Raw genomic sequence first — 25567 nt, forward strand, 5'->3', positions numbered from 1 at the left:
CCGCCCCCACTCGCCGACGCTGTCGAAACAGCGCGACCAGGGCGAGTCCCCCAAACCACGCGTCGCCGTCCGGGAAACCGGGCGGCGACGCTTTGGTATGTGGGCACCACCATGGGACGAGAAAGCCCCGCCGGAACCGAGGTTCGGACGGGGCTTTCGCAATTTCGAAGGCGCTAGCGCGGGAGCTTGCCGATCAGGATCTCGCGGGCGAGATCGATGGTCTGGTCCAGCTCATCGTGCTTGTCGTTCTTGATGTAGGTGTCTCCGGTGCGGGCCACGGCCAGGCTGATCAGGTGATCGGCGAACACCGGGTTCAGGACCAGCGCCGGGCCGTGCAGGTGCGTGCCGTAGGCATTGCCCACAACCGCGCCCTCCAGGCCATCGCCGTTACCGAAGCCGTTGCGCACGGCACCAATCGGGGCCATCCCCTGAGCCAACGTGGTCACGGCCGAGTGGTTCTCGGTTCCGATCAGCAGTCCAAACTGCCCATCGATACCAAAGGCCTCGGTTACGATCCGCGCCGCGGTGGCATCCACGGTCACATCAAAGACCCCGGCACCCTCGATCACGGTATCGGCGTCGAGCTTGATCGTCTTGCCCAGCAGGTGGAACCCGGCACCGGCGGCCAGGAAGACCACACCCGCCTTGGCCCACTCGCGCAGCTGCTCGGCGATCTGCGCAAACTCCGGGGCGAGAGCACGCTGTGCACTCGAGGATCCGGTCCCCACCACGACGATGTCGGGGAGGATGCCCAGGGTGTCCCCCGGGTTGTAGGTGCGCTGCTCGACCTCGATACCGGCGAGCTCCAGACGGTGCGCAAGCGCACGCCGGTTACCGGTGTCCCCGTTCAGGGCCAGGTCGTTGGAGAAGAGTTCAAGAATGGAGACGGTCACGAGGCCGCACCTGCTTCCAGGTCCTTATAACCCAGGTACTTCCGGGTTGCCATCATCTGGTCATAGTCGAGGAAGAACGTGTGCCGTCCGCTCGCCGGGCGCGGCCCGTCGAGCACCGCCTGCACGGCCTCGGTCACGTCCGGGATGATCCGGTCAAAGGTCTTGCCCTCATAGGCCAGTCGGGTCGCGACAAACGCACCCTTGGGGCCCGAGATGACATCCACGTGCTTGATCTTGGACAGATCGGCGTTGTAGAGCCAGGAGGGGTCGTAGGACGACTCATCGTAGGCAAACAGCACCGAGTCCGGCTCATAGGTGAGCGAATCCAGGTTCAGCTGCAGCGACGCCAGGTTCTTGAGCATCAGGATCTCAACCTCGCGGTCACCCACGGTCATGATCTCGCCGCGACCGTACACGGTCTTACCCGCCTGGACGGCCTTCAGCGCGATGTTGACATCGAAGCGCTCACCCAGGGTGTGCGCGGCGAGGGTCAGCGTGGCGGCCACGTCGACCGCATAGTGCAGTCCGCGGCTCGGCATGGTGATCGGGTAGTCGGTACCGGCGAAGCGGATGACCGCCTCGTTGCCCGAGGCCGAAACAACCTCGGCGACCGGGTGCGCGCCGTTGGCGGACGCCTCGATCTCCGAGTAGTCCCGAGCCGAAGCCTGACCGTGCGGGGCGGAGGCCAGCGCCTCGGGGGTCGAACCGAAGTACTCCACCCGGTGCTTGCCGCCCTGCTCGAGCTCGGTACCGAGCTTGGCCAGGAAGTTGTCGTCACGGTTCAGCGCCACGTAGCCGTCCACCGCGTGGGCAATGTTACGGAACATGGTTGCGACCCGGTCGGGCTCACCGAAACGGTAGATCTGGTCAACCAGCAGGTTGAGGATCACCGCGGCGCGCGGACGTAGCTGCTCGGCAATCACCACACCGTAGCCCTCGTCGATCTCCAGGATCGCGATATCCGCGTCCAGGCGACCGGTCAGCGAGGTCTCCTTGAGCAGCGCCGAGGCGATGCCCTGGGGCATGTTGGCGCCACTGGGGTTGGTGAACACCTTGAGGCCGTGTGCACGCACAACGTCGGTCATGATGTTGGTGGTGGTGGACTTCCCGTTGGAACCCAGGATGAACACCACGCCGTGCGGGAGGCCCGCCGCCACGTCACGCATGACGTTGGGCGCGAGCTTCTGGACAACCACTCCTGGCAGGGCGCTGCCGCCCCCGCGCAGACGGGTCGCGAAACGCGCGGCCCGTCCGGCGAGGATCGGCAGGACATACTTCACGCCGCCCGGCTTACTCAAGGTAGTCACGCAGCGACTGCGAGCGGGACGGGTGGCGCAGCTTGGCCATCGTCTTCGACTCGATCTGACGGATCCGCTCACGGGTCACCCCGAAGGTGTCACCGATCTGGTCCAGGGTCTTGGGCATGCCATCCCCCAGGCCGAAGCGCATCCGGATCACGCCGGCCTCACGCTCGGAGAGCGAGTCCAGCAGCGACTCCAGCTGCTTCTGCAGCATGGTGAAGCCCACGGCGTCGGCGGGGACCACGGCCTCGGTGTCCTCGATGAGGTCACCGAACTCGCTGTCTCCGTCCTCACCCAGCGGGGTGTGCAGGGAGATGGGCTCGCGGCCGTACTTCTGCACCTCGATGACCTTCTCCGGGGTCATGTCGAGTTCCTTCGACAGCTCCTCGGGGGTGGGCTCGCGGCCCAGGTCCTGCAGCATCTGCCGCTGCACACGGGCCAGCTTGTTGATGACCTCAACCATGTGCACGGGGATACGGATCGTGCGGGCCTGGTCGGCCATCGCGCGGGTGATCGCCTGACGAATCCACCAGGTGGCATACGTCGAGAACTTAAAGCCCTTGGTGTAGTCGAACTTCTCCACCGCGCGGATCAGGCCGAGGTTACCCTCCTGGATCAAGTCCAGGAACTGCATGCCACGACCGGTGTAACGCTTAGCCAGCGACACCACCAGACGGAGGTTGGCACCGAGCAGGTGGCTCTTGGCGCGCTGACCGTCCTTGGCCACCCACATCAGCTCACGCTTGAGCTGCGGGGTCATGCCGTCGGCCTCGTTGGCGAGCTTGTCCTCCGCGAACAGGCCGGCCTCGATACGCATCGCAAGCTCAACCTCCTCGGCGGCGTTCAGCAGCGCAACCTTACCGATCTGCTTGAGGTAGTCCTTGACGGGGTCGGCGGTGGCACCGGTGATGGCTGCCGAGTAGACCGGAACCTCATCCTCGTCGTTCTGCGAGGACAGAACCAGGGCGTCCTGGGGCAGGTTCTCGGGAATGTCCGACTTCTTGTCGGTTTCCTCCTCGTCTGCGCCCTCCTCGATGTCGGGTGCGTCGAGAACCTCGTCCACCGCATCCTTCTTTGCGGCACGCTTGGTCGCCGGCTTCTTTGCCGGTTCGGCCGCGGCGGCCTTCCTTACTGGTGTTTTCCGAGTCGCCTTTGCGGGCGCTACAGTTTCAGCTTCGGTGGCTTCCGAAGCCTGCACTTTCTTGGTTGCCATGGAGGCACCTTTCAGTCTTGAGGAGGGGTACGTGGTATCCCCCACCCATCCTCAATCCACGATAGTTTTCGGACATTACGAGGACCCATGTCAAGTCCGAATGTGTTGCGCGGCGATTAAGCCACCTCACGCTCGGTCAAGAACGGGTCCTTCCTTCCATTATGCCATGCTTTGGAAGGCCTTTTTGCCACAACCCCTTGCGCCATGAGCAAAACATGGGGTAGTAGCGAGGGTTTTTGGCGGGGAGACGCTGAATTTAACCCCGGGATCTGGGTTTTTATTCCCCAACTGGGGATAGCTCAGGAGGCGTCCTGACCGTCGCGACCATCTTTGCGGCGCAAACGTGCAATCATCGCGACCCACACCGGGCCCACCTCGATCCCGTCCTCGGACAGAATCGAGCGGGTGCGACGACGCGCTCGGAAGAGCATCACCACGCCGAATGCGATCACTACAAACTGCACGATCATCGCGAAGCGGAACGAATGTAGGGAGTACACCTCGGCGGGCGGACCGCCGTGGCCGCCGACGAGGTCCAGGATCACCCCCATCAGGAACATGATCACGAAGCTCGCGCTGAATCCACCCACGTTCACCAGGCCGTTGGCCGATCCGAGTACCCGCGAGGGGTTATAGGTGCGGGCAAAGTCGAAGCCTATCAGCGAGCCCGGTCCCCCGGCCCCCATCGCGACCAGCAGGATGATGACCAGCCAGAGCGGCGGCGTACCGGGCCAGAGCAGCACGGCGGCCCAGGCCACGGCGATCGCGAAGACCAGGCCCAGCACGATATTGCTGCGCCGGTACGGATACCGTGCACTCAGCAGACCCAGCACCGGACCGATCGCGATACCGGAGGCCACCACCACGAGCAGCATCGCCGCCGCAAAGCCCTCGGTGAAGCCGAGTCCATAAACCATAAAGGGAATACCCCAGAGCAGCGAGAACACGGTGCCCGGGGACTGAGTGGTGAAGTGCGACCAGAACCCCAGCTGGGTTCCCGGGCGGCGCAGCGCCATCCCCAGCTCGCGGACCGATTGGCCCCAGGTGCCCACGGGTGGCGGAACCGGAGCGTCCCGCGGACGATCCCGCACGGTAGCCAAAACCAGGACCAGGGCCAGCACGCAGAGGGCGGCGGCGCTCAGGAACGCCGGGCTCCAGCCAAACCGGTGCAGCACCCAGGCAAAGGGAAGCGCCGAGAGAACCTGACCCAGCTGACCGATGTTTCCGATCCACTGCGAGAGCTGCGGGACCCACTTTCCGGTAAACCAGGACGAAATCAGGCGCAGCACGGACACAAAGATCGCCGCGTCGCCCGCGCCCACCAGGATGCGCCCGAGGACCGCAACCCCGAGCTGGTCGGCAATCGCCAGGATGACCTGGCCCACCGCGAGCAGCCCCAGACCGAAGAGGATCAGGACCCGTGGGCCCAGTCGATCGATCAGCACGCCCACCGGCACCTGCATGCCCGCGTAGATGACCAACTGCATCACCGCGAGGGTGGAGAAGGCCGCGGCGGAGGCATCAAAACGCTCGACGGCGGCAACCCCGGCGACACCCATCGTGGCGCGCTGCAGGACGGCCACCATGTATGCCAGGGCACCGATCCAAAAAACAATCCAGGAGGTGCGCGTATTCACCGATTCAGCTTATCGGGCGACTCGCAACGATTCGACCTGCCCCGCAAGCGCATCCAGTGCACACTTGTGATCCGCCGCTGCACGCTCGCGCACGGCACGCCGGGCAGGTGGCGCGGAGAAACCGTGAGGGAGCCGACAGGGCTGCACCTACCCTAATGCTGCCCGTCTCGGCGACGACCCCTCGGCGGCGGGGCTACTCCCCCGAATCGCGCAGGTCCTCGCCGTTGTCCTCACCATCGGGACGGCCGGCGAGGAAGCGCTCGAGCTCGGCGGCAATCTCATCCGCCGAGGGCAGCGATCCATCCATCGCCACAAACGGCGAGGCCGGCATATTCGATTCCATATAGGAATCGTGTCGCTCCTCAAGGGTGGCCACCAGGCGACGCAGTTCATCGTTGCCGGCGACCTGCTCGTTCAGGCGCTCGACAAATTCACGTGCCTGGTCGCGCAGACCGTCGGTGGGAAGGATCAACCCGGTGGCGGCCCCCACATACTCGATCGCCGCGATCAGCACGTCGGGGTACTGGGTGTCGCTCAGATAGTGCGGGGTGAGCAGCGCGAGACCGGCCACGGCGAGGCCGTGCTCGGTCAGGCGGTACTCCAGCAGGTGCAGGACGTTGGCCGGCAGCTGGGTCTGCGGACGCCAGACGGTCAACGACTCGATCAGGTCGGCCCGGGTTCCGCTCACGGTCACCGGGACCGGACGCGTGTGCGGCACCGGCATCGGCACCGCGTGCAGCCAGGTCGTGCGGGCGATCCCCAGGGTATCGATCAGACCGGTGATGGAGCGCACAAACGCCTCCCACCGGAAGTCGGGCTCATAGCCGCTCAGGAACAAGAAGGGCTGGGACAGCTCGTCGTGGACGAGGGTCAGCTCGAGGCGCGGCGGCACGTAGTCGGAGAGGTGGTCCTCGTCGAAGGTCGCGATCGGCCGACGGGCGCGGTAATCCAGCAGCGCGTCGTTATCGAAGGTGGCCACGACCCGGGAATCCAGGTTCTCCCGGACGAAATCGATGAACTGCGCCGAGGCGCTTCCGGCATCCGAATACCCGGTGAGTGCCACCACGAGATCCAGCCCGGCGGGGATGTCCGCGGGGTCAACACTGAGGGAAAAGAGTCGGTCGGAGTCAGCCATGGATCCACTCTAGGGCTCACAACCGGAACAATCCTCCGTTTTTGTCCGGTCCCGCTTTGCCATCAGCGAACACGCGTGCAACCCGCGCACACACGGGCGGTTTCGCGACACATGGGCATACCATGGTGGCATGACCGTTCCCGTTCTTAATATCTCCACCACCCCTGCCGATTCCGCGGCCGCGACCGTTCTGGTTCTCGCCGCCCACGGAACCGGCGACAACGTCACCCTGGTCGCACCGGCCGGCTTCGAGGCCGTGGCCAAGCTTGTTGGCCCGCTGGGCATTTCCGGCGCCGCCGACCGTCTGGTTCGCCTGCCCGCCGTGGCTGGCATCGCCGACACCCTCGCCGTGATCGGCCTGGGCGGCGAGCCCACCACCGATCGTCTGCGTTCGGCCGCCGGATCCGCGATCCGTCAGCTGGCCGGCGTCGAGCACGTGGCCCTGGCCCTGCCGATCGCCGATGTCACCGAACTCTCGGCCGTGACCGAGGGTGCCGCACTCGGCACCTACTCGTTTGTGGACTACCGTGGTGCCACCCAGGCCGAGCAGAAGAGCGCGGTGGAGACCGTGACCGTGCTGACCGAGGCCGGAACCGGTACCGAGGAGGAGCACCTGGCGATCATCGCCCGTGCCGCCGCCGTGGCCGAGGCCGTCTCGCTGGTCAAGGACCTGGTCAACACCCCCGCCAACGACATGTACCCCGCCAGCATGGTGACCGCGGCCACCCAGGCCGCCGAGGGCCTGCCCCTCGAGTTCACCGTCTGGGACGAGGAAGCCCTCGCCACCGACGGTTTCGGTGGCCTGAGCGGCGTCGGTCAGGGCTCGACCCGCGGACCGCGCCTGCTGAAGATCAGCTACTCCCCCGAGGGCGCCACCCAGCACCTCGCGCTGGTGGGTAAGGGCATCACCTTCGACACCGGCGGACTCTCGCTCAAGCCCGCCAACTCGATGCTGGGCATGAAGTTTGACATGGCCGGCGCCGCCGCGGTGCTGGGCACCCTGACCGCCGCCGCCGAGCTCAACCTCCCCGTGCGCCTGACCGGCTGGCTGTGCCTGGCCGAGAACATGCCCTCGGGTTCGGCGATCCGCCCGGGAGATGTCATCACCATCCGTGGTGGACGCACCGTCGAGGTCACCAACACCGACGCCGAGGGCCGCCTGGTTCTGGCCGACGGCCTGGTCGCCGCCGGCGAGGAGCAGCCCGACGCAATCGTCGACATCGCGACCCTGACCGGTGCCGCGCTGGTTGCCCTGGGTGACCGCTACATGGGTGTGCTGGGTGACGACGCCCTGGTCGAGTCGGTCATCGCCAACTCCAAGCTCGTGGGCGAGCCCGCCTGGGCCATGCCGATGCCCGCCGAGCTGCGCGGCATCCTGAACTCCAACGTGGCCGACATCATGAACGCCAACGTGGGAAACCGCAACGGCGGCATGCTCGTAGCTGCGCACTTCCTGAAAGAGTTCACGACCCCGCGCGCGGACGCTCCGGAGACCACGATCCCCTGGGCGCACCTGGATATCGCGGGACCCGCCGATAATGGCGGTTCCGCCTACGGCTTTACCGGCAACGGCGCAACCGCATCGGGCGTGCGTCTGCTGCTGTCGCTTGCCGAAGAATATTCGCGTAGGTAGTAAGGTTCTTATGGTGGCCTTTACCACCCAGGCGAGCCACACAATGGTCTCGCAAAAACAGCTCAATTCAAGACTCATGAGGGAGTAGCTCAGTGACGGAGCAGAATTTTGACATCGTCGTGCTCGGCGGTGGAAGTGGAGGCTACGCGGCAGCCCTGCGCGCAAGCGAGCTCGGCTTCTCGGTAGCACTGATTGAGAAGGACAAGGTCGGTGGCACCTGCCTGCACCGCGGCTGCATCCCGACCAAGGCGCTGCTGCACGCGGCCGAGGTTGCTGATGTCACCCGCGAGGCCGCTCAGTTCGGTATCTCCGCAACCCTGAACGGTGTGGACATGGCCGGTGTGACCGCCTACCGCGAGAACATCATCGCCAAGAAGTACAAGGGACTTCAGGGCCTGGTGAAGGCACGTAAGATCACCACCATCGAGGGTGAGGGACGCCTGGTCGCCCCCAACACCGTCCAGGTGGGCGACCAGACCATCGTGGGTAAGGATGTCATCCTGGCCACCGGTTCCTACAGCCGTTCGCTGCCGGGCCTGGAGATCGGCGGTCGCGTAATGACCTCCGAACAGGCGCTTGAGCTTCCCTTCGTCCCGGGTTCCGTCGCGATCCTCGGTGGCGGCGTGATCGGCGTCGAGTTCGCCAGCGTCTGGAAGTCCTTCGGTTCGGATGTGACCATCATCGAGGGTCTGCCGCACCTGGTTCCCAACGAGGACGAGGCCATCTCCAAGGGCCTCGAGCGTGCGTTCCGCAAGCGCGGAATCAACTACTCGCTGGGCATCCGCTTCCAGAGCGTCACCCAGCACGAGAACGGCGTTGTGGTCACCCTGGAAGATGGCAAGACCATCGAGGCCGAGATCCTCCTGGTGGCCGTGGGCCGTGGCCCCGCAACCGCAAACCTTGGTTTCGAAGAGGTGGGCGTGACCATCGATCGCGGCTTCGTGATCACCAACGAGCGTCTGCAGACGAACATCCCCAACCTGTGGGCCGTCGGTGACATCGTTCCGGGTCTGCAGCTGGCCCACCGTGGTTTCCAGCAGGGCATCTTTGTCGCCGAGGAGATTGCCGGTCTGAACCCGGTCATCATCGAGGACGTCAACATCCCCAAGGTCACCTACAGCGAGCCCGAGGTTGCCTCGGTCGGCTACACCGAGGCCAAGGCCAAGGAGAAGTTCGGTGCCGACGCGATCACCAGCTACGACTACAACCTGGCCGGTAACGGCAAGAGCGAGATCCTGGGCACCGCCGGAAACGTCAAGGTTGTTCGTGTGAACGACGGCCCCGTGGTCGGCGTGCACATGATCGGCGCCCGCGTGGGTGAGCTGATCGGTGAGGCACAGCTCGTTGTCAACTGGGAAGCACACCCGGAGGACATCGCGCCGCTGATCCACGCGCACCCCACGCAGAACGAGGCACTGGGCGAGGCGTTCCTGTACCTCGCCGGCAAGCCGCTGCACACCCTTTAGTACGCACCGATACATCCGCACACACAATTTAGGTTTTAAGGAGACAAGGTCATGAGTGAATCCGTGGTCCTGCCGGCCCTGGGTGAAAGCGTCACCGAGGGCACCGTTACCCGCTGGCTGAAGAACGTCGGCGACCAGGTCGAGGTCGACGAGCCCCTGCTCGAGGTTTCGACCGACAAGGTAGACACCGAGATCCCCTCGCCGATTGCCGGCGTTATTGAGGAGATCCTGGTAGAAGAGGACGAGACCGTCGAGGTTGGCGCCGTCCTGGTAAAGATTGGCGATGGCTCGGGCGCCGCCGCGGCTCCGGCCGCTGAGGAACCTGCTGCCCCCGCCGCCGAGGCACCCGCCGCACCCGCCGCACCCGCCGCACCGGCAGCTCCGGCCCCCGCTGCCGCTCCGGCACCGGTTGCCGCTCCGGCACCGGTTGCCGCTCCGGCACCGGTTGCCGCCGCACCGGCGCCGACCCAGGCCGTTGCACCGCCGCCCACCGCGGCCGTAAAGCCGGTCTCGGTTCCCGCCGCTGCTCCGGCAGCCGCAGCACCCGCCGCTCCGGCAGCCGCTCCGGCGGCAAACGCCGGTGGCAACGGTTATGTCACCCCGCTGGTGCGTCGTCTCGCACAGCAGCAGGGTGTCGACCTGAACACCGTCGTAGGCACCGGCGTGGGTGGACGCATCCGCAAGGAAGACGTCCTCAACGCGGGCACCGCCGCACCGGCAGCATCGGCTTCGGCCGCGGCCGCACCGGTCGTGGAGAACTCGCCGCTGCGTGGCACCACCGTCAAGATGAGCCGACTGCGCAAGGTTGTGGCCGAGCGTGCCGTGGCCTCGCTGCAGCAGACCGCCCAGCTGACCACCGTGGTTGAGGTCGACGTGACCAACGTCGCCATCCTCCGCGACAAGTTCAAGGGTGAGTTCCTGGAGAAGACCGGCGCCAAGCTGTCCTTCCTGCCGTTCTTCGCCCTGGCCGCCGCCGAGGCGCTGCGTCAGTTCCCGATCATCAACGCGACCGTAGACGGCGACAGCATCGTGTACCCGGCCACCGAGAACATCTCGATCGCCGTGGACACCGAGCGTGGTCTGCTGACCCCGGTCGTGCGCGATGCCGGTGAGCTCTCGCTCGCCGACCTGGCCACCGAGATCGGTGACCTGGCCGCTCGCACCCGCGACAACAAGCTGACCCCGGACGAGCTCTCGGGCGGAACCTTCACGCTGACCAACACCGGTTCGCGTGGGGCCCTGTTCGACACCCCCGTGGTCTTCCTGCCGCAGAGCGCCATCCTGGGTACCGGTGTGGTCTTCAAGAAGCCCGCCGTCATCTCCAACGGTGGCGTGGACTCGATCGCGATCCGCTCCAGCGTCTACCTGGCCCTGTCCTACGACCACCGCATCGTGGACGGTGCCGACGCCGCTCGCTTCCTGACCACCATCAAGGCACGCCTTGAGGCCGGGAACTTCGAGGGTAACCTCGGTATCTAACCCACGTTAGAACCCGCCTGGGCCGGGAACTCCGAACGGAGTTCCCGGCCTTTGTTGTTGGATGTGCTCTGGGCGTACACACAAGCCCTCGGCAACCGGTATCCTGGGAGTATGGCACGTAAGGAAAAGCCCGCAAAGGCGCAGAAGGAACCCGGTCGCTTGAAGCAGATGTGGCAGGTCTTCCAGATGACCCGCCGCTACGACTCGAGTGTCGTTTGGTACATGGCTCTGGGCCTGATCGGCGGAATCGTCGTGGGTCTGGCGATGGCCCTCTGGCTCGCCTCGGGCAGCGTATTTGGTCTTGTTCTCTGGCTGATCGCCGGCCTGTTCGCCGGTATCCTGATCGCGATGATCATCCTGGGCCGCCGCGCCGAGCGCGCCGCCTACGGTCAGATCGAGGGTCAGCCCGGTGCCGTGGGAGCGATCTTCCGCTCCTCGCTGCCCCGCGGATGGCGTGGCGATGAGATGCCGATCCACGTGAACCCCCGCACCCAGGACGCCGTGTACCGCGCCGTTGGTCGCGGCGGAATCGCGCTGGTAGCCGAGGGCCCGCAGTCGCGCACCAAGCGCCTGCTGGACGACGAGCGCCGCAAGGTCGCCCGCATCCTCCCCAACGTGCCGATCAACACGTACTTCGTGGGCCCGGACCCCGACTCGGTGCCGCTGCACCAGGTCCCCAAGACCCTGCGCAAGGTTAAGAAGAACCTCACCAAGCCCGAGGTCATCGCGGTGAATAACCGCCTGTCCTCGCTGGGGAACAACCTGCCGATCCCCAAGGGTGTCGACCCCTTCAAGGTTCGCCCGCAGCGCGCCCGCTAAATCCCCTTCTTTACAAAAACCGCCCACCGGATTCCGGTGGGCGGTTTTGTGTATGCGGATCGTCCGAAAGCGTGGTCCGAGTGGGCGCATGTGGGTTCGCACTCGGAGGTCCGGGCAGGCGAGTGTTGTTTCGCACTCGGAGCTCCGTGCGGGATCGAGGCCTCGATCTTGGTTGCGCGGCCTGCAATACAGGAAACAAAAGGGCCGAGACCGCGAGTGCGGTCTCGGCCCGAGACGTTTGAGGAACTAGGCGCGGGTGCGGATGAGCACGGTCCCGGCGACCTTGTCGTGGAAGCCTCGCTGGTCCGAGTCCCAGACCAGGGCGGGCACCACGAGCATCAGCAGCACGGTGCGGACCACGGGCTTCCAGAAACCGATCCAGCCGCCCTCCCCCAGCCGCACCAGGTGCAGCCCCATGATGCGGTGGCCGAGGCTTCCGCTGAGGGTGGGAATGAAGATAATCTGCAACACGCCGAAGGCCACATGGGTCCACAGCGTGCCCAGCGGCAGGCCGAAGGGCAGCAGCACCGCCGAGGCAATGGCCCAGTCGATACAGAGCGCAACGAAGCGTCTTCCGACACGCGCGATACTACGCGGGCCCTGATTGGGCAGCCCGAGCCGCTCGCCGGGGTACTTACTGGGTTCGAGTTCACCAAAGGTGGTGGGCCGTTTTTCACCTGACACACCTCAAGTTTACGGTGAGTAGACTCGTAACATGCCCGAAACATGGGTGACACCATCGGGAAATGACTGCTGCGTACGCTCGGAGCAGGATGTTCCCCCTGCCATCCCCCTCTGAACAGATTTTTGGAGCTCAAACAAAATGTTTACTGATTCCGCCGAGGTGCTTGCGTTTATTAAGGAAACGGACGTTAAGTTCGTTGACATTCGCTTCACCGACCTGCCCGGTGTCCAGCAGCACTTTAACATCCCGGCCGCGACCGTCGACGAAGACTTCTTCGCCATTGGCCAGCTCTTTGACGGTTCGTCCATTCGCGGATTCGCAAACATCCACGAGTCGGACATGCAGCTGATTCCGGACGTCACCACCGCCTACATCGACCCGTTCCGCAAGGAGCGCACCCTGGTCATGGTGTTCGACATCTACAACCCGCGTAACGGTGAGCGTTACTCGAAGGACCCGCGTCAGATCGCCCGTAAGGCCGAGGACTACCTGGCCTCCACCGGCATCGCCGACACCGCCTTCTTTGCTCCCGAGGCCGAGTTCTACATCTTCGACGACATTCGTTACGAGTCGAAGCCGCAGGGTTCGTTCTACTCGCTGGACTCCGACGAGGCCGCCTGGAACACCGGCCGCAAGGAAGAGGGCGGAAACCTCGGTAACAAGACCGGCTATAAGGGTGGATACTTCCCCGTCAGCCCGGTAGACAAGCACGCCGACCTGCGTGACGACATCTGCCTCAAGCTGATCGACGCCGGCCTGATCCTCGAGCGTTCGCACCATGAGGTTGGCACCGCCGGTCAGGGTGAGATCAACTACCGCTTCGACACCATGGTCCACTCGGCCGATGACATCCTGAAGTTCAAGTACATCGTCAAGAACACCGCCGAGCAGTGGGGCAAGACCGCAACCTTCATGCCGAAGCCGATCTTCGGTGACAACGGTTCGGGTATGCACACCCACCAGTCGCTGTGGCTGAACGGTGAGCCGCTGTTCTACGACGAGAACGGCTACGGCGGCCTGTCCGACACCGCTCGCTGGTACATCGGTGGTCTGCTCAAGCACGCCGGTGCGGTCCTGGCCTTCACCAACCCCACCGTCAACTCGTATAAGCGTCTGGTTCCGGGCTACGAGGCTCCGGTCAACCTGGTCTACTCGGCCGGTAACCGCTCGGCCGCGATCCGTATCCCGATCACCGGTACCAACCCCAAGGCCAAGCGCATCGAGTTCCGCGCCCCCGACGCCTCGGGTAACCCGTACCTGGCCTTCGCCGCCCAGCTGATGGCGGGCCTCGACGGAATCAAGAACCGCATCGAGCCGATGGCTCCGGTGGACAAGGACCTCTACGAGCTGCCCCCGGAGGAGGCCAAGGAGATTCCCCAGGTTCCCGCGAACCTGGAGGCCGCCCTGTCCGCCCTGGAAGAGGACCACGACTTCCTGCTCGCCGGTGGCGTGTTCACCCAGGAGCTCATCGAGACCTGGATCGGTTACAAGCGTAAGGTCGAGATCGAGGCGCTGGCTCTGCGGCCGCACCCCTACGAGTTCGAGCTGTACTACGGCGTGTAACTAGCCGCCTGACACACAACCCTCGGGGAGTTTTGCTCCCCGAGGGTTTTGTTTGTTCGCCGTGATTTACCGGGTTCGGCGCCGCAGGATCGTGGCACCCGCGCCCAGCAGGGCGAGCAGCAGCGCCGCGAGCACCACCGGGAGCCACTCGCCGGCGCCGGTCGCACCGAGCGGGCCAGTCCCCTGTTGCCCATCTCCCCGAGCCGCATCCGCACTCGGCCGAGTTCCCGGATCAAGGCCGGTGGGCTGCGTGGTTTCGGTCGGATCCGGCGAGGGCGACGGGGCCGGCGAGACACCGAGAACCGGAACATCGAGGATCTGCGTGCGTGCCCCTCCATTCCCGCCCTCGGCCAGGTTGCCCGTTGCGTTGTGCAGGTTGAGGAGCAGCACACGCGAATCCCACGCGGCGTCGGGAGCGCGGTGTACCCGCAGCTCGGTATCGGTCAGGGCCGGAAAGAGCGGACCCTGCTCCCCCGCCGCGCCATCCACCCAGAGATCCGGGTTGTTCGGGTCAAATTCGACTGACTCGGTCTGATCCACCGGCTCCGGCGTGCCCCCGGGTGCCCACAGCGCGGATGCCGTCCGCACCCGATACTTCAGCGCGCCCACCCGATCCGGCGCGATCCCCAGGGAGGCCAGGCTCACCGGCATCACCAGCACGTTGCTATCAAATGTGTTGGTGTCCACCGCTCCATCCACAAAATTGACCGGCTGAGAGTCAATGACCACGTTGTCGGCGGGGGTTGCGCCCAGACGCGTGAGCCGAATCAGCGGTAGATCCAGGGACACCTGACTCGCAAACGCCACATCCAGCAGGTAGTCGTCGGTGCCGCTCCCCGTGGTATCAATCAAGACCTCGAACGCCGAGCTCGGAGTGAGCGCCGCCCAGTTTCCCCAGGTTGCGATGCCGAACGTGAGGTTCCCGGTGGTCAGATCGCCGCCGGCCGCACGCAGGGCCGGGAGGGTCGTTGCGGCCCCCACGGCTCGCAGATCCAGCGCCCGCACCGAGGGAATCTCCGGGCCGGTCCCTTCGCCCGAGAGGTCGGTCCGACGCGGGCTCTCCGCCCCGAGCTGGAAAGGTGCCAACAGCGAGGTATAGCCGTCCGTGCCCAGGGTTCCCTGATTGAGCTCACGCCCACCGAGGGTCAGGGGCGTATCGCCGTCCCCCGGGCTCACCGGCGTAATCGCCGCCGAGATTTCCGCCACGGGTTTGGGCGCCGCGTGGACCGCGACCCGCACCGGGGGCTGTCCCGGCGTGGTGACCCGCACCCGGCCGGACACCTCCGAGAGCTCCTGCCAGGCCACACCCCAGGTGGAACCCGCCCGGGTGGCATCGCGCTTCTTTCGCAGCGCGGTCGGATCATCGATGCGCAACGTGAGGGGAACCCGAGCCGTATCGCCCGCCGCCACAACCACCGAATCGGGCAGATCCAGTGCTGCACCGGGTACCGCGGTTGCCGCCTGATAGGACAGAGCATAGGTGCGGGACGCGTTCGAGGTATTGGTCACGGCAATCTCCCGCGTCTCCGAGAACGTGTCCGCCCCAATTTCCCGCACCCCGAATTCGACGCTGATTCCCTCGGGTGACTCGGCGTCGGTGACCCGGGTTTTGATGGTGACCGCTGCCAGGGCGTTCACGCCCCCCGTGCCCACGCGTCCCGGGGCAAACGGTGTGTCTCCCAGGGTGAGGTCGCCGTCGGCGGCGTTCACAACCGCCGCCTTGAGCTCGCTGCCGCGCAACGCGGTGCCCTCGGCAGCCAGGGCCGCGATCCCGGCGACCAGGGGTGTGGACATCGACGTACCCGTGGCCACCCGGACCCCGGTGCCACTGCCGGCACCGGCCGACGCGATCTGCGTGCCCGGTGCCGCCACATCGGGCTTCACGACCCCGATCGACCCGTGGGGCCCTCGTGAGGAACTCTCGGCCAGCGCGCCGCTGGTGCCCGACTCTCCGCGCGCCACTCCGCGTCCCTCCGGGGACAGGCGCACCTGCAGCGTTCCGATGCTCGAGCGCAGGGCCTCGGAACTGGCGCGGGTCAGCTGGATACCGGGGATCGCCGCGATGCCGGCGATGCCCGCGTCGAAGGCATTCAGAGTCGAGTCCAACACCACGCCGCGGGCACCGGCCCGGGCGGCCGAGTCGAAACGCACGGCCGATCCGCATGCGCGGGTGTCCGCGTTATCGTCCCAGCGCAGCCACACCCAGTTACCCGAGACGCGGGCGGCATCGTCGACCGAGAACGGCTCACATCCCTCGCTATTCTCGCCCGCGGGCCCGGCAACAACGGTGCCGGTGAGGGCGGACGGGTCGGCGCCGGTGTAGTCGAAATCGGCGCTGTACTGGCCGGTGGTCTCGCCGGGTGTTGGCGCCAGCACCTCGGCGCTATCCAGCGCGAGGGTGGATCCGATCGAGTTGGCCACGGTGAGCGCCGCCGGCGCGTTGCCGGGAGAACCACCCACGTCATACAGGTCACCGGCGTTACCCGCCGCGATGACCGGCAATACGCCAAATCGGGCGAGCGAGGCGATCATCTCGTTTTCGGGATCATCCACCGGGGCGTAGTCGCTGCCCAGCGAGAGATTGACGATGTCCGCGTGATCATCAAAGTTTCCATCCCCATTGGGATCCAGCACCCGATCCAGCGCCTGCAACACCAGGTTGGTGCTCCCGGTGCAGCCAAACACGCGGTAGGCCAGGAGCTTTGCTCGTGGCGCCGCGCCGGGGCCGGGCAGCTGGGTGGCCACCTCGGCATCACTCAGCGCGGAGAAGTCGGTGTTCGAATCCTGGGCGGAACCGTCGGCCCGGATTCCGAACCCGGCGGCCGTCCCGGCCACATGGGTCCCGTGCCCGGCCGCGGCGCAGTCCAGCGGATTCGCGTCGGGGGTCGGAGTGGGTTGGAAGGTCGGGCTGTTGGGATTCGGGTCATAGCTGTCGCCGGCAAAGTCGTAGCCGCCACCAAACTTCCGGGGGTCAAAGAGGCCGGCGGGCGGGGTCTCGGCTGTCGATGCCTCGGCAAATGCGGCGGCGGTGCCGGGACCACCAAAATCGGCGTGGGTGTAGTCGATGCCGGTATCCACCACCGCGATCGTGATGCCCTCACCCGTCCGCCCGGTCTTGCGCCAGGCGGCGGCCGTCTGGGTATCCCGCACGCTCCCGGCGTTATAGGTGGTGGCTCCCCCGCCGCCCGGTCCGGTACCGCGTGGTGGCTCGGTTGGTGCGCCCTGCCGCGCACTCGGCGCAAACTTGGTGACGATGGGGGTCACCTTGGAAACCTCGGGCCGGGCACGCAGCGCGGCGATCTGATCGGGCGCGGCGGTCAGGGCGATGCCCGGGAGCGCATCCGTGGTCACATACAGCGGTTCGGCCCCGATCGAGGCGGCGATATCCCGCGCCTGCCCGCGGATTCCCTCGCGGCTCTCTAACGCCGTCCGGGTACTGTCGTCTCCCCGAGCTCGGCTCACCGCGGCAAAGGCGCCGGGCCCACGCAGCTGCACAAACACCGAGACCGGTGCCGTCGCGGGGGCCAGCCCGGCCCGAGTCTGGGTGGGCGTCTGAATGGGCGTCTGGGGAACCGCCCCCTGCGCGCGCACAAGCCGGTCGGCGTTACCCGGGGTGGGGTCCCGGGCCTCCGACCAGGCGGAACCGGCGGACACGACTCCCCCGCCAATGATCAGTGCCGCCAGCGTGGCGGCGGCAATTCCTCGTAGTAGGGCCATCAACTTCTCCATCCGTGGTGAGATTTCGGCGCTCACGCGGCAGAGGTCCGCGTGGTCTCGGGGAGAACATGCTGCGGGTAACTGGGACCGAACCTCCGGAGGCGGGACGCGGTCTTGGGGCGAAGCTAGGCGCGTTCACTGGCAGCTGGCATGAGATACAGCTGGTATCCCCTGTGCGCCCGGAAGGACCGTGCGCGGGCCCCGGATCCTCTCGGCGACACGCGGCACCCTAAAATAATGGTTGTGATCGATTCACGATCCCCAAACCGAGGAGTATTTTCCGTGACCGACCAGACCGTCGCTCCCCAGCGCCCCGCACCCCGTCGTAACTCGGCCGGGACCAGCACGATGGCCTACCTTATCTTTGCCAGCCGGTGGATCCAGGCACCGCTCTACCTGGGACTGATCATCGCCCAGGTAGTGTATGTCTACGTTTTCGGCGTGGAACTCTGGCACCTCGTGGAGCACGTTGTTACGGACGCCGCCCACATCGACTCCAACCTGATCATGCTGAGTGTGCTCGGCCTGATCGACGTGGTAATGGTCGCAAACCTGCTGATCATGGTCATCATCGGTGGCTACGAGATCTTCGTCTCGCGGATGCGCCTGGACGGCCACCCGGACGAGCCGGACTGGCTCGCCCATGTGAACGCCAACATGCTGAAGCTCAAGCTCGCCGTGGCGATCATCAGCATTTCCTCGATCCACCTGCTCAAGACCTTCATCGAAATCGGGAAGCTCTCCACCGATGGGAAGGGCCTCGGTGACACCGAGTCGGCGATCCTCTGGCAGGTCCTCATCCACCTCGCCTTCATCGTCTCGGCGATCGCTCTGGCGTTCATCGACAAGATGCAACACTCCTATCAGATGGCCGCATCACACTCGGCGGAGGCGATCGCGCTTAACGCGCCGGCCGATGCCCGTATTCCCGCCGAAAACCGCTAAATCACGGGGATTTTCACCCCAACCCCCACGGCCCGCTTCCTTCGACCTTGCCGAGAAGGAAGCGGGCCGTTGCGCAAGCCGCCAATTACAGGTGCATAATGTACGAGGTAATCATCCGGCGCACCCGTCGGGTGACGTTTTTATTGGGGAGCACAGCGTGCATAACGAAGTTTCGCCGGGAGATCAACGCTCGGCTAAACGCATCCTTCTCGGCGATCCACTGCCGACGGACAAACTTGAGGGCCAGCTGCTCTCGAAGAGACTGGCCCTGCCGATCTTCGCCAGCGACGCCCTCTCCTCGGTTGCCTATGCACCGCAAGAACTGTTAATGATCCTGATGATCGGTGGCCTGGCGTTCCTGTCGCTGGCACCGTGGATCGCCGCCTGCGTGGTTATCCTGCTGCTCGTGGTGATGCTCAGCTACCGTCAGCTGATCAAGGCCTATCCCTCCGGTGGTGGCGACTACGAGGTGGCACGGAAGAACCTCGGCGAGACCGCCGGACTGACCGTGGCCGCCGCCCTGCTGGTGGACTACGCGCTCACCGTGGCCGTGTCCATCGCCTCGGGGGTGGACAACATCATCTCCGCACTGCCGTTCCTGAACGAGTGGCGCGTCGAGCTCGCGATTGCCTTTGTGATCATCCTGGTCGCGGTCAACCTGCGTGGCGTCTCCGAGTCGAGCAAGCTGTTTGCGCTGCCGACGTATATCTTTGCCGGCAGCGTGTTCCTGATGATCGTGGTGGGCTTTGTCCGCATGACCCTGGGCGACGCCCCGGTGGCCGAATCGGCAAACTACACGGTTCACGGTGAAAGTCTCACCCAGGCCGCCATGGTGCTGCTGATCCTGCGGGCCTTTGCCAGCGGTTGTAGCGCGCTGACCGGCGTCGAGGCGATCTCCAACGGTGTCCAGGCGTTCCGCCTGCCCAAGATCCAGAACGCCCAGAAGACCCTGGTGGCCATGGGCGGGATCGCGATCGTCCTGTTCGCCGGCCTGACCGCCCTCGCGCTGACCACCGGCGTGCACTACGCCGAGAAGCCCTGCGACCTGCAGGGCTTTGCCGATTGTGCCTCGACCCCGCAGCGCTCGCTGATCGCCCAGGTGGCCTCGGCCACCTTCGGCGACGGCAGCTTCCTGTTCTTCCTGGTGCAGGCCGCGACCGCCCTGGTGCTGCTCCTGGCCGCCAACACCGCGTTCAACGGCTTCCCGATGCTCGGTTCGGTCCTGGCTCGCGACGGATACGCCCCCAAGGCGCTCAACACCCGCGGCGACCGCCTGATCTACTCGAACGGTGTGATCATCCTGGGTCTGGTCGCGATCGGCATCCTACTGGTTTTCCAGGCCAACCTGACCCAGCTGATCCAGCTCTACGTGATCGGCGTGTTCCTCTCGTTCACGCTGGGACAGTTCGGCATGGTCAAGCACTGGCGTCGGGTACGCCGCGAAAACAAGTCGGCACCGGGCTCGATGTCGGGCCTGCTGATTAACGGCCTGGGCGCCACGCTGACCCTGGTTGTGCTGCTGATCGTGACCGTGACCAAGTTCACCCACGGCGCGTGGGTGGTGTTTGTGATCATGCCGATCCTCGGCCTGCTGATGGCCGGCGTGCACCGCTACTACCGCGATGTAGCCCAGGAGATCCAGGTCGACCCGGACATTCGCTTCGGATCCGACGGCGACCTCGCCGTGGTCCTGGTGGGCCGCCTGGACAAGCCGACCCTCAAGGCGCTGGACTATGCCCGCGCCGCCAAGCACGACCGCCTGATCGCGCTGCACGCCTCGATCGATCCCGAACGCAGCAAACAGCTCAAGGCCGACTGGGAGGCGCTGAATCTGGGAATCGAGATCTCCTGCATCCCCTCGCCCTACCGCGACGTGGCGATCCCGGTCTCGAAGTTCATCAAGCGCGACCGGGTGGAAAACGGCCCGGCCGTGGTCACCGTATACATGCCCACCTATATCGTGGGCCACTGGTGGGAGCGACTGCTGCACAACCACCGCTCGCGCCAGATCCAGCAGCGCCTGCTGCTTGTCCACGGCGTCACGGTGAGCCTGGTGCCGTGGCTGCTGGACTCCTCGGAGATGATCTACGGTCGTCGCTCCCGTCCGCTGCCCGGAGACGCCCGCCGCGGCCTGCCGCAGCGACCGGCCCCGATGCGTCCCGCGGGGGCTCGGGTGTCCAACGGCGCGATGCGCCTGCCCGAGGGTGCGGTCAAGCCTCCGCAGGAACCCGGCGCGGACACGATCGCCAACACGATCGTCCCGGAACCCGAGGACAAGTAGGCCCGGATAAACAAAAAGCCGGCCGTCACGAGTGTTCGTGACGGCCGGCTTTTTGCGTGGCGAAAAACTAGCGCGACTTGGGTGCGCGAATCATGGAGATGTAGGAGATAACCCCGACAATCGCACCGAAGGCGATGCCCGCGATGGCGAGGAAACCGAGGACGTGCATGGTCCACTCGGCCGAACGCTCACCCTGGTTGACCAGCAGCGGCAGCACGATCAGGGCCAGGCCCAGGACGGCGCTGGCGGCTCGGTTGCCGGTGCTCAGGCGCTTCCAGAAGGCCAACAGAACCAGGAGCACACCGATCACGATGAGCACGGTGTTCACGATCGGGCCCACGGAGGTCTCGGGCGCGGTGGAGGTGGTGGCATAGTAGATGATCCCCGAGAGGAAGACACCGAGTCCGAAAACAGAGAAAAGTGTTCCCGAGCTCCGCTCGTCCGCCGGGCTCATCTCACGGCTGTGTGTAGTGGTCATAGAGACACGCTATCAATACCGACCGCTATCCGAGAAGCGGACCCACCGCGGTGACCCGGAGGACCGCCTCGCCGGCCTCCACGGACTCGGCCAGATCGACCACGGCCGAGATCCCCCAGTCGCCGTCCCCCTCGGGGTCCTCGAAGACCTGACGGATCTTCCACACACCCTCGGACTCGGCCGGGGACTGGTCCACGGTGAGCAGCTGCGGGCCTCGGGCGCTCGGTCCATCGCCGAGCGAATCGTAGTCGTCGTAGTAGGCGTCCATTGCCTCCGACCAGGCGTCGGCATCGAAGCCCGCGGCGCCGTCCAGCGCCCCGAGCTCCTCGAACCGGTCGCGGGCGGCCAGCTGGACCCGGCGGAACATCTCGTTGCGAATGAGCACCAGGAATGCCCGCGGATTGGAGAGGATGTTGCGCGGTGCAGGCGGGAGCGCCTGAGCCTGCGCCGCGTGCTTTTCGGGATCCGGGTGGGCGAGCTCCTCCCACTCATCCAGCAGGCTCGAGTCGACCTGGCGTACCAGCTCCCCCAGCCACTCGATGATGTCGCGCAGCTCCTCGCTCTTGAATTCTTCGGGCACGCTCTGGCTGATCGCCCGGTAGGCATCGGACAGGTAGCGCAGTACCAGTCCCTCGGAGCGGGCGATCTTATAGAAGCTCACGTACTCGGTGAAGGTCATCGCGCGCTCGTACAGGTCGCGCACCACGGATTTGGGACGCAGCTCGAAGTCGCGCGCCCAGGGACGCTCGGTGGCGTACATCTCAAACGCCGCATCCAGCAGTTCGGCCAGCGGCTTGGGGTGGGTGACCTCCTCGAGCAGCTCCATCCGCTCGTCGTATTCGATCCCCTCGGACTTCATCGAGTTCACGGCCTCGCCGCGGGCGAGGAACTGCTGCTGGTTGATGATCGGGCGCGGGTCATCCAGGGTGGACTCGATCACCGAGATGACGTCCAGGGCATGGGTGGGCACATCGGGATCCAGCAGCTCCAGCGCGGCAATCGCAAAGGGCGACAGCGGCTGGTTGAGGGCAAAATTTGCCTGCAGCTCGACGGTCAGACGGTACTGGATGGTGCCGTCCTCCTCGGTGAAGCGCTCGATGATGCCCGCGGACACCAGGGTCCGATAGATCTCAATCGCGCGCCGGGCCAGCTCAAACTGGCGCGTCCGAGACTCATGGTTGTCAAAGACCAGGGCGCGCACCCGGGCAAACGCGTCCCGACCGTGGGCAACCACGTTCAGGATCATCGAGTGGGTGATCTCCATATGGCTCACCAGCGTCTCGGGCTGCGCCTCGATGATGCGCTCGAAGCTCGCCTCACCCCAGGAGACAAAGCCCTGCGGGGCCTTCTTGCGGATGATCTTGCGCTTTTTCTTGGGGTCGTCGCCGGCCTTCTGAATCAGCTTGAGGTTTTCGATCTCATGCTCGGGGGCCTCGAGGACCACGTCGCCGGCGGTGTCGAAGCCCGCGCGGCCGGCCCGGCCGGCGATCTGGTGAAACTCACGCGCCTGGAGCTGGCGCATCTTGACGCCGTCGTACTTGGTGAGACCCGAGAGCAGCACCGTGCGAATCGGGACGTTGATGCCCACGCCGAGCGTGTCGGTGCCGCAGATCACCCGCAGCTGCCCGCGCTGAGCCAGCTGCTCGACCAGGCGGCGATAGCGCGGCAGCATACCGGCGTGGTGCACGCCGATGCCCATCCGAACCAGGCGGGAGAGGGTCTTGCCAAAGCCGGTGGTGAAGCGGAAGTCCCCGATCGCCTCGGCGATCTCGTCCCGCTGCTCTCGGCTGACGATCTTGACGCTGGTGAGCGCCTGCGCACGCTCGGCCGCGGCCGCCTGGGCGAAGTGCACCACGTAGATCGGTGCACGCTGGGTCTGTAGCAGCTCCTCGATGGTCTCCTGGACGGGAGTCTGCACGTAGCTGTAGTGCAGCGGCACCGGACGGGTCGCCCCGGTAACCTCGACCGTGTCACGACCGGTGCGGCGGCTGAGGTCGGCCTTGAGGTCGGTTACATCGCCCAGGGTGGCCGACAGGAGCAGGAACTGCGTCTTGGGCAGGGTCAGCAGCGGAACCTGCCAGGCCCAGCCGCGATCGCGGTCGCCGTAGAAGTGAAACTCGTCCATGACCACCTGGCCGATATCGGCATCCTCACCCTCGCGCAGCGCCTGATTGGCCAGAATCTCCGCGGTGCAGCAGATGATCGGCGCGTCGGCGTTTACCGCCGAATCCCCGGTGACCATGCCCACGTTCTCGGCACCGAAGGCCTCCACCAGGGCGAAGAACTTCTCGCTCACCAGCGCCTTGATCGGCGCGGTGTAGTAGGTACGCTCCCCCGCTGCCAGGGCGGCGAAGTGCGCGCCCATCGCGACCAGGGACTTCCCCGAGCCGGTGGGCGTAGAGAGGATCACGTTCGCCCCCGAGACCAGCTCCATCAGCGCCTCCTCCTGCGCCGGATACGGGGTGATCCCGCCCGTGGTAGCCCAGTCGAGGAAGGACTCGAAGACGTCGTCGGCGCTGGCCTTGGCGGCGTACAGCTCATCGATGCGCGTGGAGAGTCCGGGACGGGAAGGTGCTGCGGAGGAAGACATGGGTCCATTCTCCCAGAAACGCGGCCCCGGATGCCGCACACCGCACGGGTGCGCGCAAACACCACCGGGCAGACACACGCTATGCGTGCGCGCCCGATCGGGGTCCCACGATGCCCATCAGCGTTGATTCAAGCGCGGCATCTGCGCATTAGACCATCGGGTCTCCGCGGCACCCCCGGCCAAGATCGGAGGCCGCGCTACTGGCCGGTGCGGGTACCGCGCGTTCGAGGATGGTGATCGTACGGGTGAGGGTGATGGTGCCGAGATCGGGGGCGCTCATGCGCACGGTGACGGTGTGCTCGCCCGGGCTCTGGAAGACCATTTCCAGCAGCGGCGAATCGCTCGCGCGATCGAATGTCCCGTCGCCGGTGGTGTCGTACTCATAGTGCACCGCTGCACCCAGCGGCAGGCCGGATTCGGCGCCCAACACCATCGACTGGCCGACAAGCCCGGTGGTGGCCGAGTTCAGCGCGGGCAGCGGTGCCGGGGCCGGTGCCGCATGCGGGGCGCTGGCATCGGCGATGCCGTCCCGGGGTGCGGGACTCGGTGCCACCGGCCCGGCGGGTCGGTCCCCCGCCCAGAGCGCGGCGGCCACCTCGGCCAGTTCGCGCGCCTTGATGGCGCCCTCGAGGCCCTCCAGATAGTTCAGGTGCGGCTCGGGTACCGTGAGCAGCGCGCCGAGTCCCCAGAGCCAGCTGTAGCTGCACACGGGGTCGCGGGGGTGACACAGGGCGCTCTTATAGCCGGCGAAGTTGTAGAACCCGTCGGTTCGGGTACGCTGCTGCTCGCCCATCCACCAGCGGATGATGCCCTGGCCGGCGATCTCACGCTCATTACCCGCACCCGCTGGCTGCTGATACGGATCACCGAAGGTCAGGATCGCCGAAACCTGCCCGGGGAGCGCCTGGGCCAGCGTGCGCGCGGCCATCGCCCCCTGCGAGTAGCCGATCGCGATGTACCGGGTGCGACAGCCCACCGGCTGGGTCGCGGCAAAATCACGCATGACCCGCTCGGCGTAGGTGGCCCCGTGGGCGGCCGAGTCAATCATGTCGTCGAAGATCGTGGTGCGTGCCTGGATAGGCACCGCGGTGTAGCCGGTCTCGTCGCTGCCACCGACGCCGAGTACCGGAACCTGGCCGATCGAGAAACCCGCGGGCCACCCGGACTCGGGCTCGACCCCGCCCAGGGCATCCACCAGGCGGGCCAGGGTCGGCCCCTCCCAGCCGTTGGTGACGCGTCCCGAACGCGGGTACAGCGTGGGGGCACCCTCGAGCGCGCTCACGCCGGGTGCCAGGTTGGCCTCGCCGCTCCCGCGGAACGCCAGAATTGCCACCGGGGTGCACGTCGCCGAGTTCTGCATGCTGAAGCGCGGCAGCGAGGCCGCCTGCACCGGAACCGGCGCGACCACCGCGGGCAGGGCCAGTGCGCCGCACACCACCACCATGCTCAGAAACGAGCGTCCAATCGCACGAACGGTGCGCGGAGCGCCGCTTCCACTTAGCAGCCGCCGCCCCACCGCAAGCAACGCCGTGTGGGGTTTCACACGTGCGTTGGATTCGGGGTAACGGGGGTGCTTGCGGGGCACGAGAGACGGGCACTTTCTCTGGGTAAAGCTGCATTCGGGGGCAGTAGTGCTGGGTGATTCGATGGGGCAAATCGGGGTGGACTCCGGGGTGGGAGTCCGGTGTATCTCGGGTGAAACGATGGTGCTCGGTGAAACGATGGTGAGGGA

General features: G+C 66.0%; 17 protein-coding genes. 7 read left to right on the top strand and 10 right to left on the bottom strand.

All coding sequences use genetic code 11. The annotated features are described in order from the left end of the window. Positions 1 to 173: 173 nt before the first annotated feature. The 5 genes from IE92_RS0104050 to IE92_RS0104070 form a co-directional block, all read right to left on the bottom strand. Positions 174 to 893: a type 1 glutamine amidotransferase gene (locus IE92_RS0104050; protein WP_051701872.1), complete on the bottom strand. Its 720-nt coding sequence runs from the start codon at positions 891 to 893 to the stop codon at positions 174 to 176. Then, positions 890 to 2200: a Mur ligase family protein gene (locus IE92_RS0104055; protein ID WP_156027384.1), complete on the bottom strand. Its 1311-nt coding sequence runs from the start codon at positions 2198 to 2200 to the stop codon at positions 890 to 892. Before IE92_RS0104055 ends, IE92_RS0104050 begins: the two co-directional genes overlap by 4 nt. Next, complete coding sequence (locus IE92_RS0104060) at positions 2184 to 3407, bottom strand: RNA polymerase sigma factor (RefSeq protein ID WP_030143595.1); 1224 nt, start codon at positions 3405 to 3407, stop codon at positions 2184 to 2186. The genes IE92_RS0104055 and IE92_RS0104060 overlap by 17 nt, the downstream gene beginning before the upstream one ends. Before the next feature lie 299 nt (positions 3408 to 3706). Beyond that, the gene (locus IE92_RS0104065; protein ID WP_030143596.1) at positions 3707 to 5044 is read right to left on the bottom strand and encodes an MFS transporter; all 1338 of its coding nucleotides are present in this window, start codon (positions 5042 to 5044) and stop codon (positions 3707 to 3709) included. 193 nt (positions 5045 to 5237) lie between these two features. Then, positions 5238 to 6179: a proteasome assembly chaperone family protein gene (locus IE92_RS0104070; RefSeq protein ID WP_030143597.1), complete on the bottom strand. Its 942-nt coding sequence runs from the start codon at positions 6177 to 6179 to the stop codon at positions 5238 to 5240. Positions 6180 to 6309: 130 nt separating this feature from the next. Between IE92_RS0104070 and IE92_RS0104075 the strand changes: the two genes are divergently transcribed. From IE92_RS0104075 to IE92_RS0104090, 4 genes are all read left to right on the top strand, one after another. After that, positions 6310 to 7812, top strand: a complete 1503-nt coding sequence (locus IE92_RS0104075) for a leucyl aminopeptidase (protein ID WP_030143598.1) — start codon at positions 6310 to 6312, stop codon at positions 7810 to 7812. A 92-nt stretch (positions 7813 to 7904) separates the two neighbouring features. Then, positions 7905 to 9278 (top strand): dihydrolipoyl dehydrogenase, encoded by a 1374-nt coding sequence (gene lpdA, locus IE92_RS0104080; RefSeq protein WP_030143599.1) that lies wholly within the window; start codon positions 7905 to 7907, stop codon positions 9276 to 9278. A 51-nt stretch (positions 9279 to 9329) separates the two neighbouring features. Then, the gene (gene sucB, locus IE92_RS0104085) at positions 9330 to 10757 is read left to right on the top strand and encodes a 2-oxoglutarate dehydrogenase, E2 component, dihydrolipoamide succinyltransferase (protein ID WP_030143600.1); all 1428 of its coding nucleotides are present in this window, start codon (positions 9330 to 9332) and stop codon (positions 10755 to 10757) included. Between the two features lie 111 nt (positions 10758 to 10868). Next, a complete protein-coding gene (locus IE92_RS0104090) occupies positions 10869 to 11576 on the top strand; it encodes a DUF4191 domain-containing protein (protein ID WP_030143601.1) in 708 nt (235 codons plus the stop codon). Between the two features lie 246 nt (positions 11577 to 11822). Here the strand turns inward: IE92_RS0104090 and IE92_RS0104095 are convergent, their stop codons facing one another. Further along, complete coding sequence (locus IE92_RS0104095) at positions 11823 to 12260, bottom strand: RDD family protein (protein WP_030143602.1); 438 nt, start codon at positions 12258 to 12260, stop codon at positions 11823 to 11825. A gap of 139 nt (positions 12261 to 12399) precedes the next feature. Here IE92_RS0104095 and glnA point away from each other — a divergent pair, with 139 nt between their 5' ends. Then, positions 12400 to 13824, top strand: coding sequence for a type I glutamate--ammonia ligase (glnA, locus tag IE92_RS0104100; protein WP_030143603.1), 1425 nt, complete (start codon positions 12400 to 12402; stop codon positions 13822 to 13824). Positions 13825 to 13890: 66 nt separating this feature from the next. Here the strand turns inward: glnA and IE92_RS0104105 are convergent, their stop codons facing one another. Next, positions 13891 to 17541 carry a S8 family serine peptidase gene (locus tag IE92_RS0104105; RefSeq protein ID WP_052367278.1) on the bottom strand — a complete coding sequence of 1217 codons (3651 nt, stop codon included), beginning with the start codon at positions 17539 to 17541 and terminating at the stop codon, positions 13891 to 13893. Positions 17542 to 17823: 282 nt separating this feature from the next. On the opposite strand from IE92_RS0104105, the gene IE92_RS0104110 reads away from it, so the two are divergent. Together IE92_RS0104110 and IE92_RS0104115 are read left to right on the top strand one after the other, a co-directional pair. After that, the gene (locus tag IE92_RS0104110) at positions 17824 to 18486 is read left to right on the top strand and encodes a TIGR00645 family protein (RefSeq protein WP_245601210.1); all 663 of its coding nucleotides are present in this window, start codon (positions 17824 to 17826) and stop codon (positions 18484 to 18486) included. A gap of 157 nt (positions 18487 to 18643) precedes the next feature. After that, positions 18644 to 20767 (top strand): APC family permease, encoded by a 2124-nt coding sequence (locus tag IE92_RS0104115; RefSeq protein WP_245601211.1) that lies wholly within the window; start codon positions 18644 to 18646, stop codon positions 20765 to 20767. Positions 20768 to 20834: 67 nt separating this feature from the next. Here IE92_RS0104115 and IE92_RS0104120 read toward each other — a convergent pair whose 3' ends face one another. The 3 genes from IE92_RS0104120 to IE92_RS0104130 all read right to left on the bottom strand — a co-directional run bounded on the left by IE92_RS0104120 (position 20835) and on the right by IE92_RS0104130 (position 25378). Then, positions 20835 to 21245, bottom strand: a complete 411-nt coding sequence (locus tag IE92_RS0104120; RefSeq protein ID WP_030143607.1) for a hypothetical protein — start codon at positions 21243 to 21245, stop codon at positions 20835 to 20837. A 25-nt stretch (positions 21246 to 21270) separates the two neighbouring features. Beyond that, positions 21271 to 23835, bottom strand: a complete 2565-nt coding sequence (locus tag IE92_RS0104125; RefSeq protein ID WP_030143608.1) for a DEAD/DEAH box helicase — start codon at positions 23833 to 23835, stop codon at positions 21271 to 21273. Positions 23836 to 23983: 148 nt separating this feature from the next. Next, positions 23984 to 25378 (bottom strand): cutinase family protein, encoded by a 1395-nt coding sequence (locus tag IE92_RS0104130; RefSeq protein WP_156027385.1) that lies wholly within the window; start codon positions 25376 to 25378, stop codon positions 23984 to 23986. Positions 25379 to 25567 lie beyond the last annotated feature (189 nt).

The organism is Mycetocola saprophilus (assembly GCF_000718085.1).
Classification (GTDB): Bacteria; Actinomycetota; Actinomycetes; order Actinomycetales; family Microbacteriaceae; genus Mycetocola; species Mycetocola saprophilus.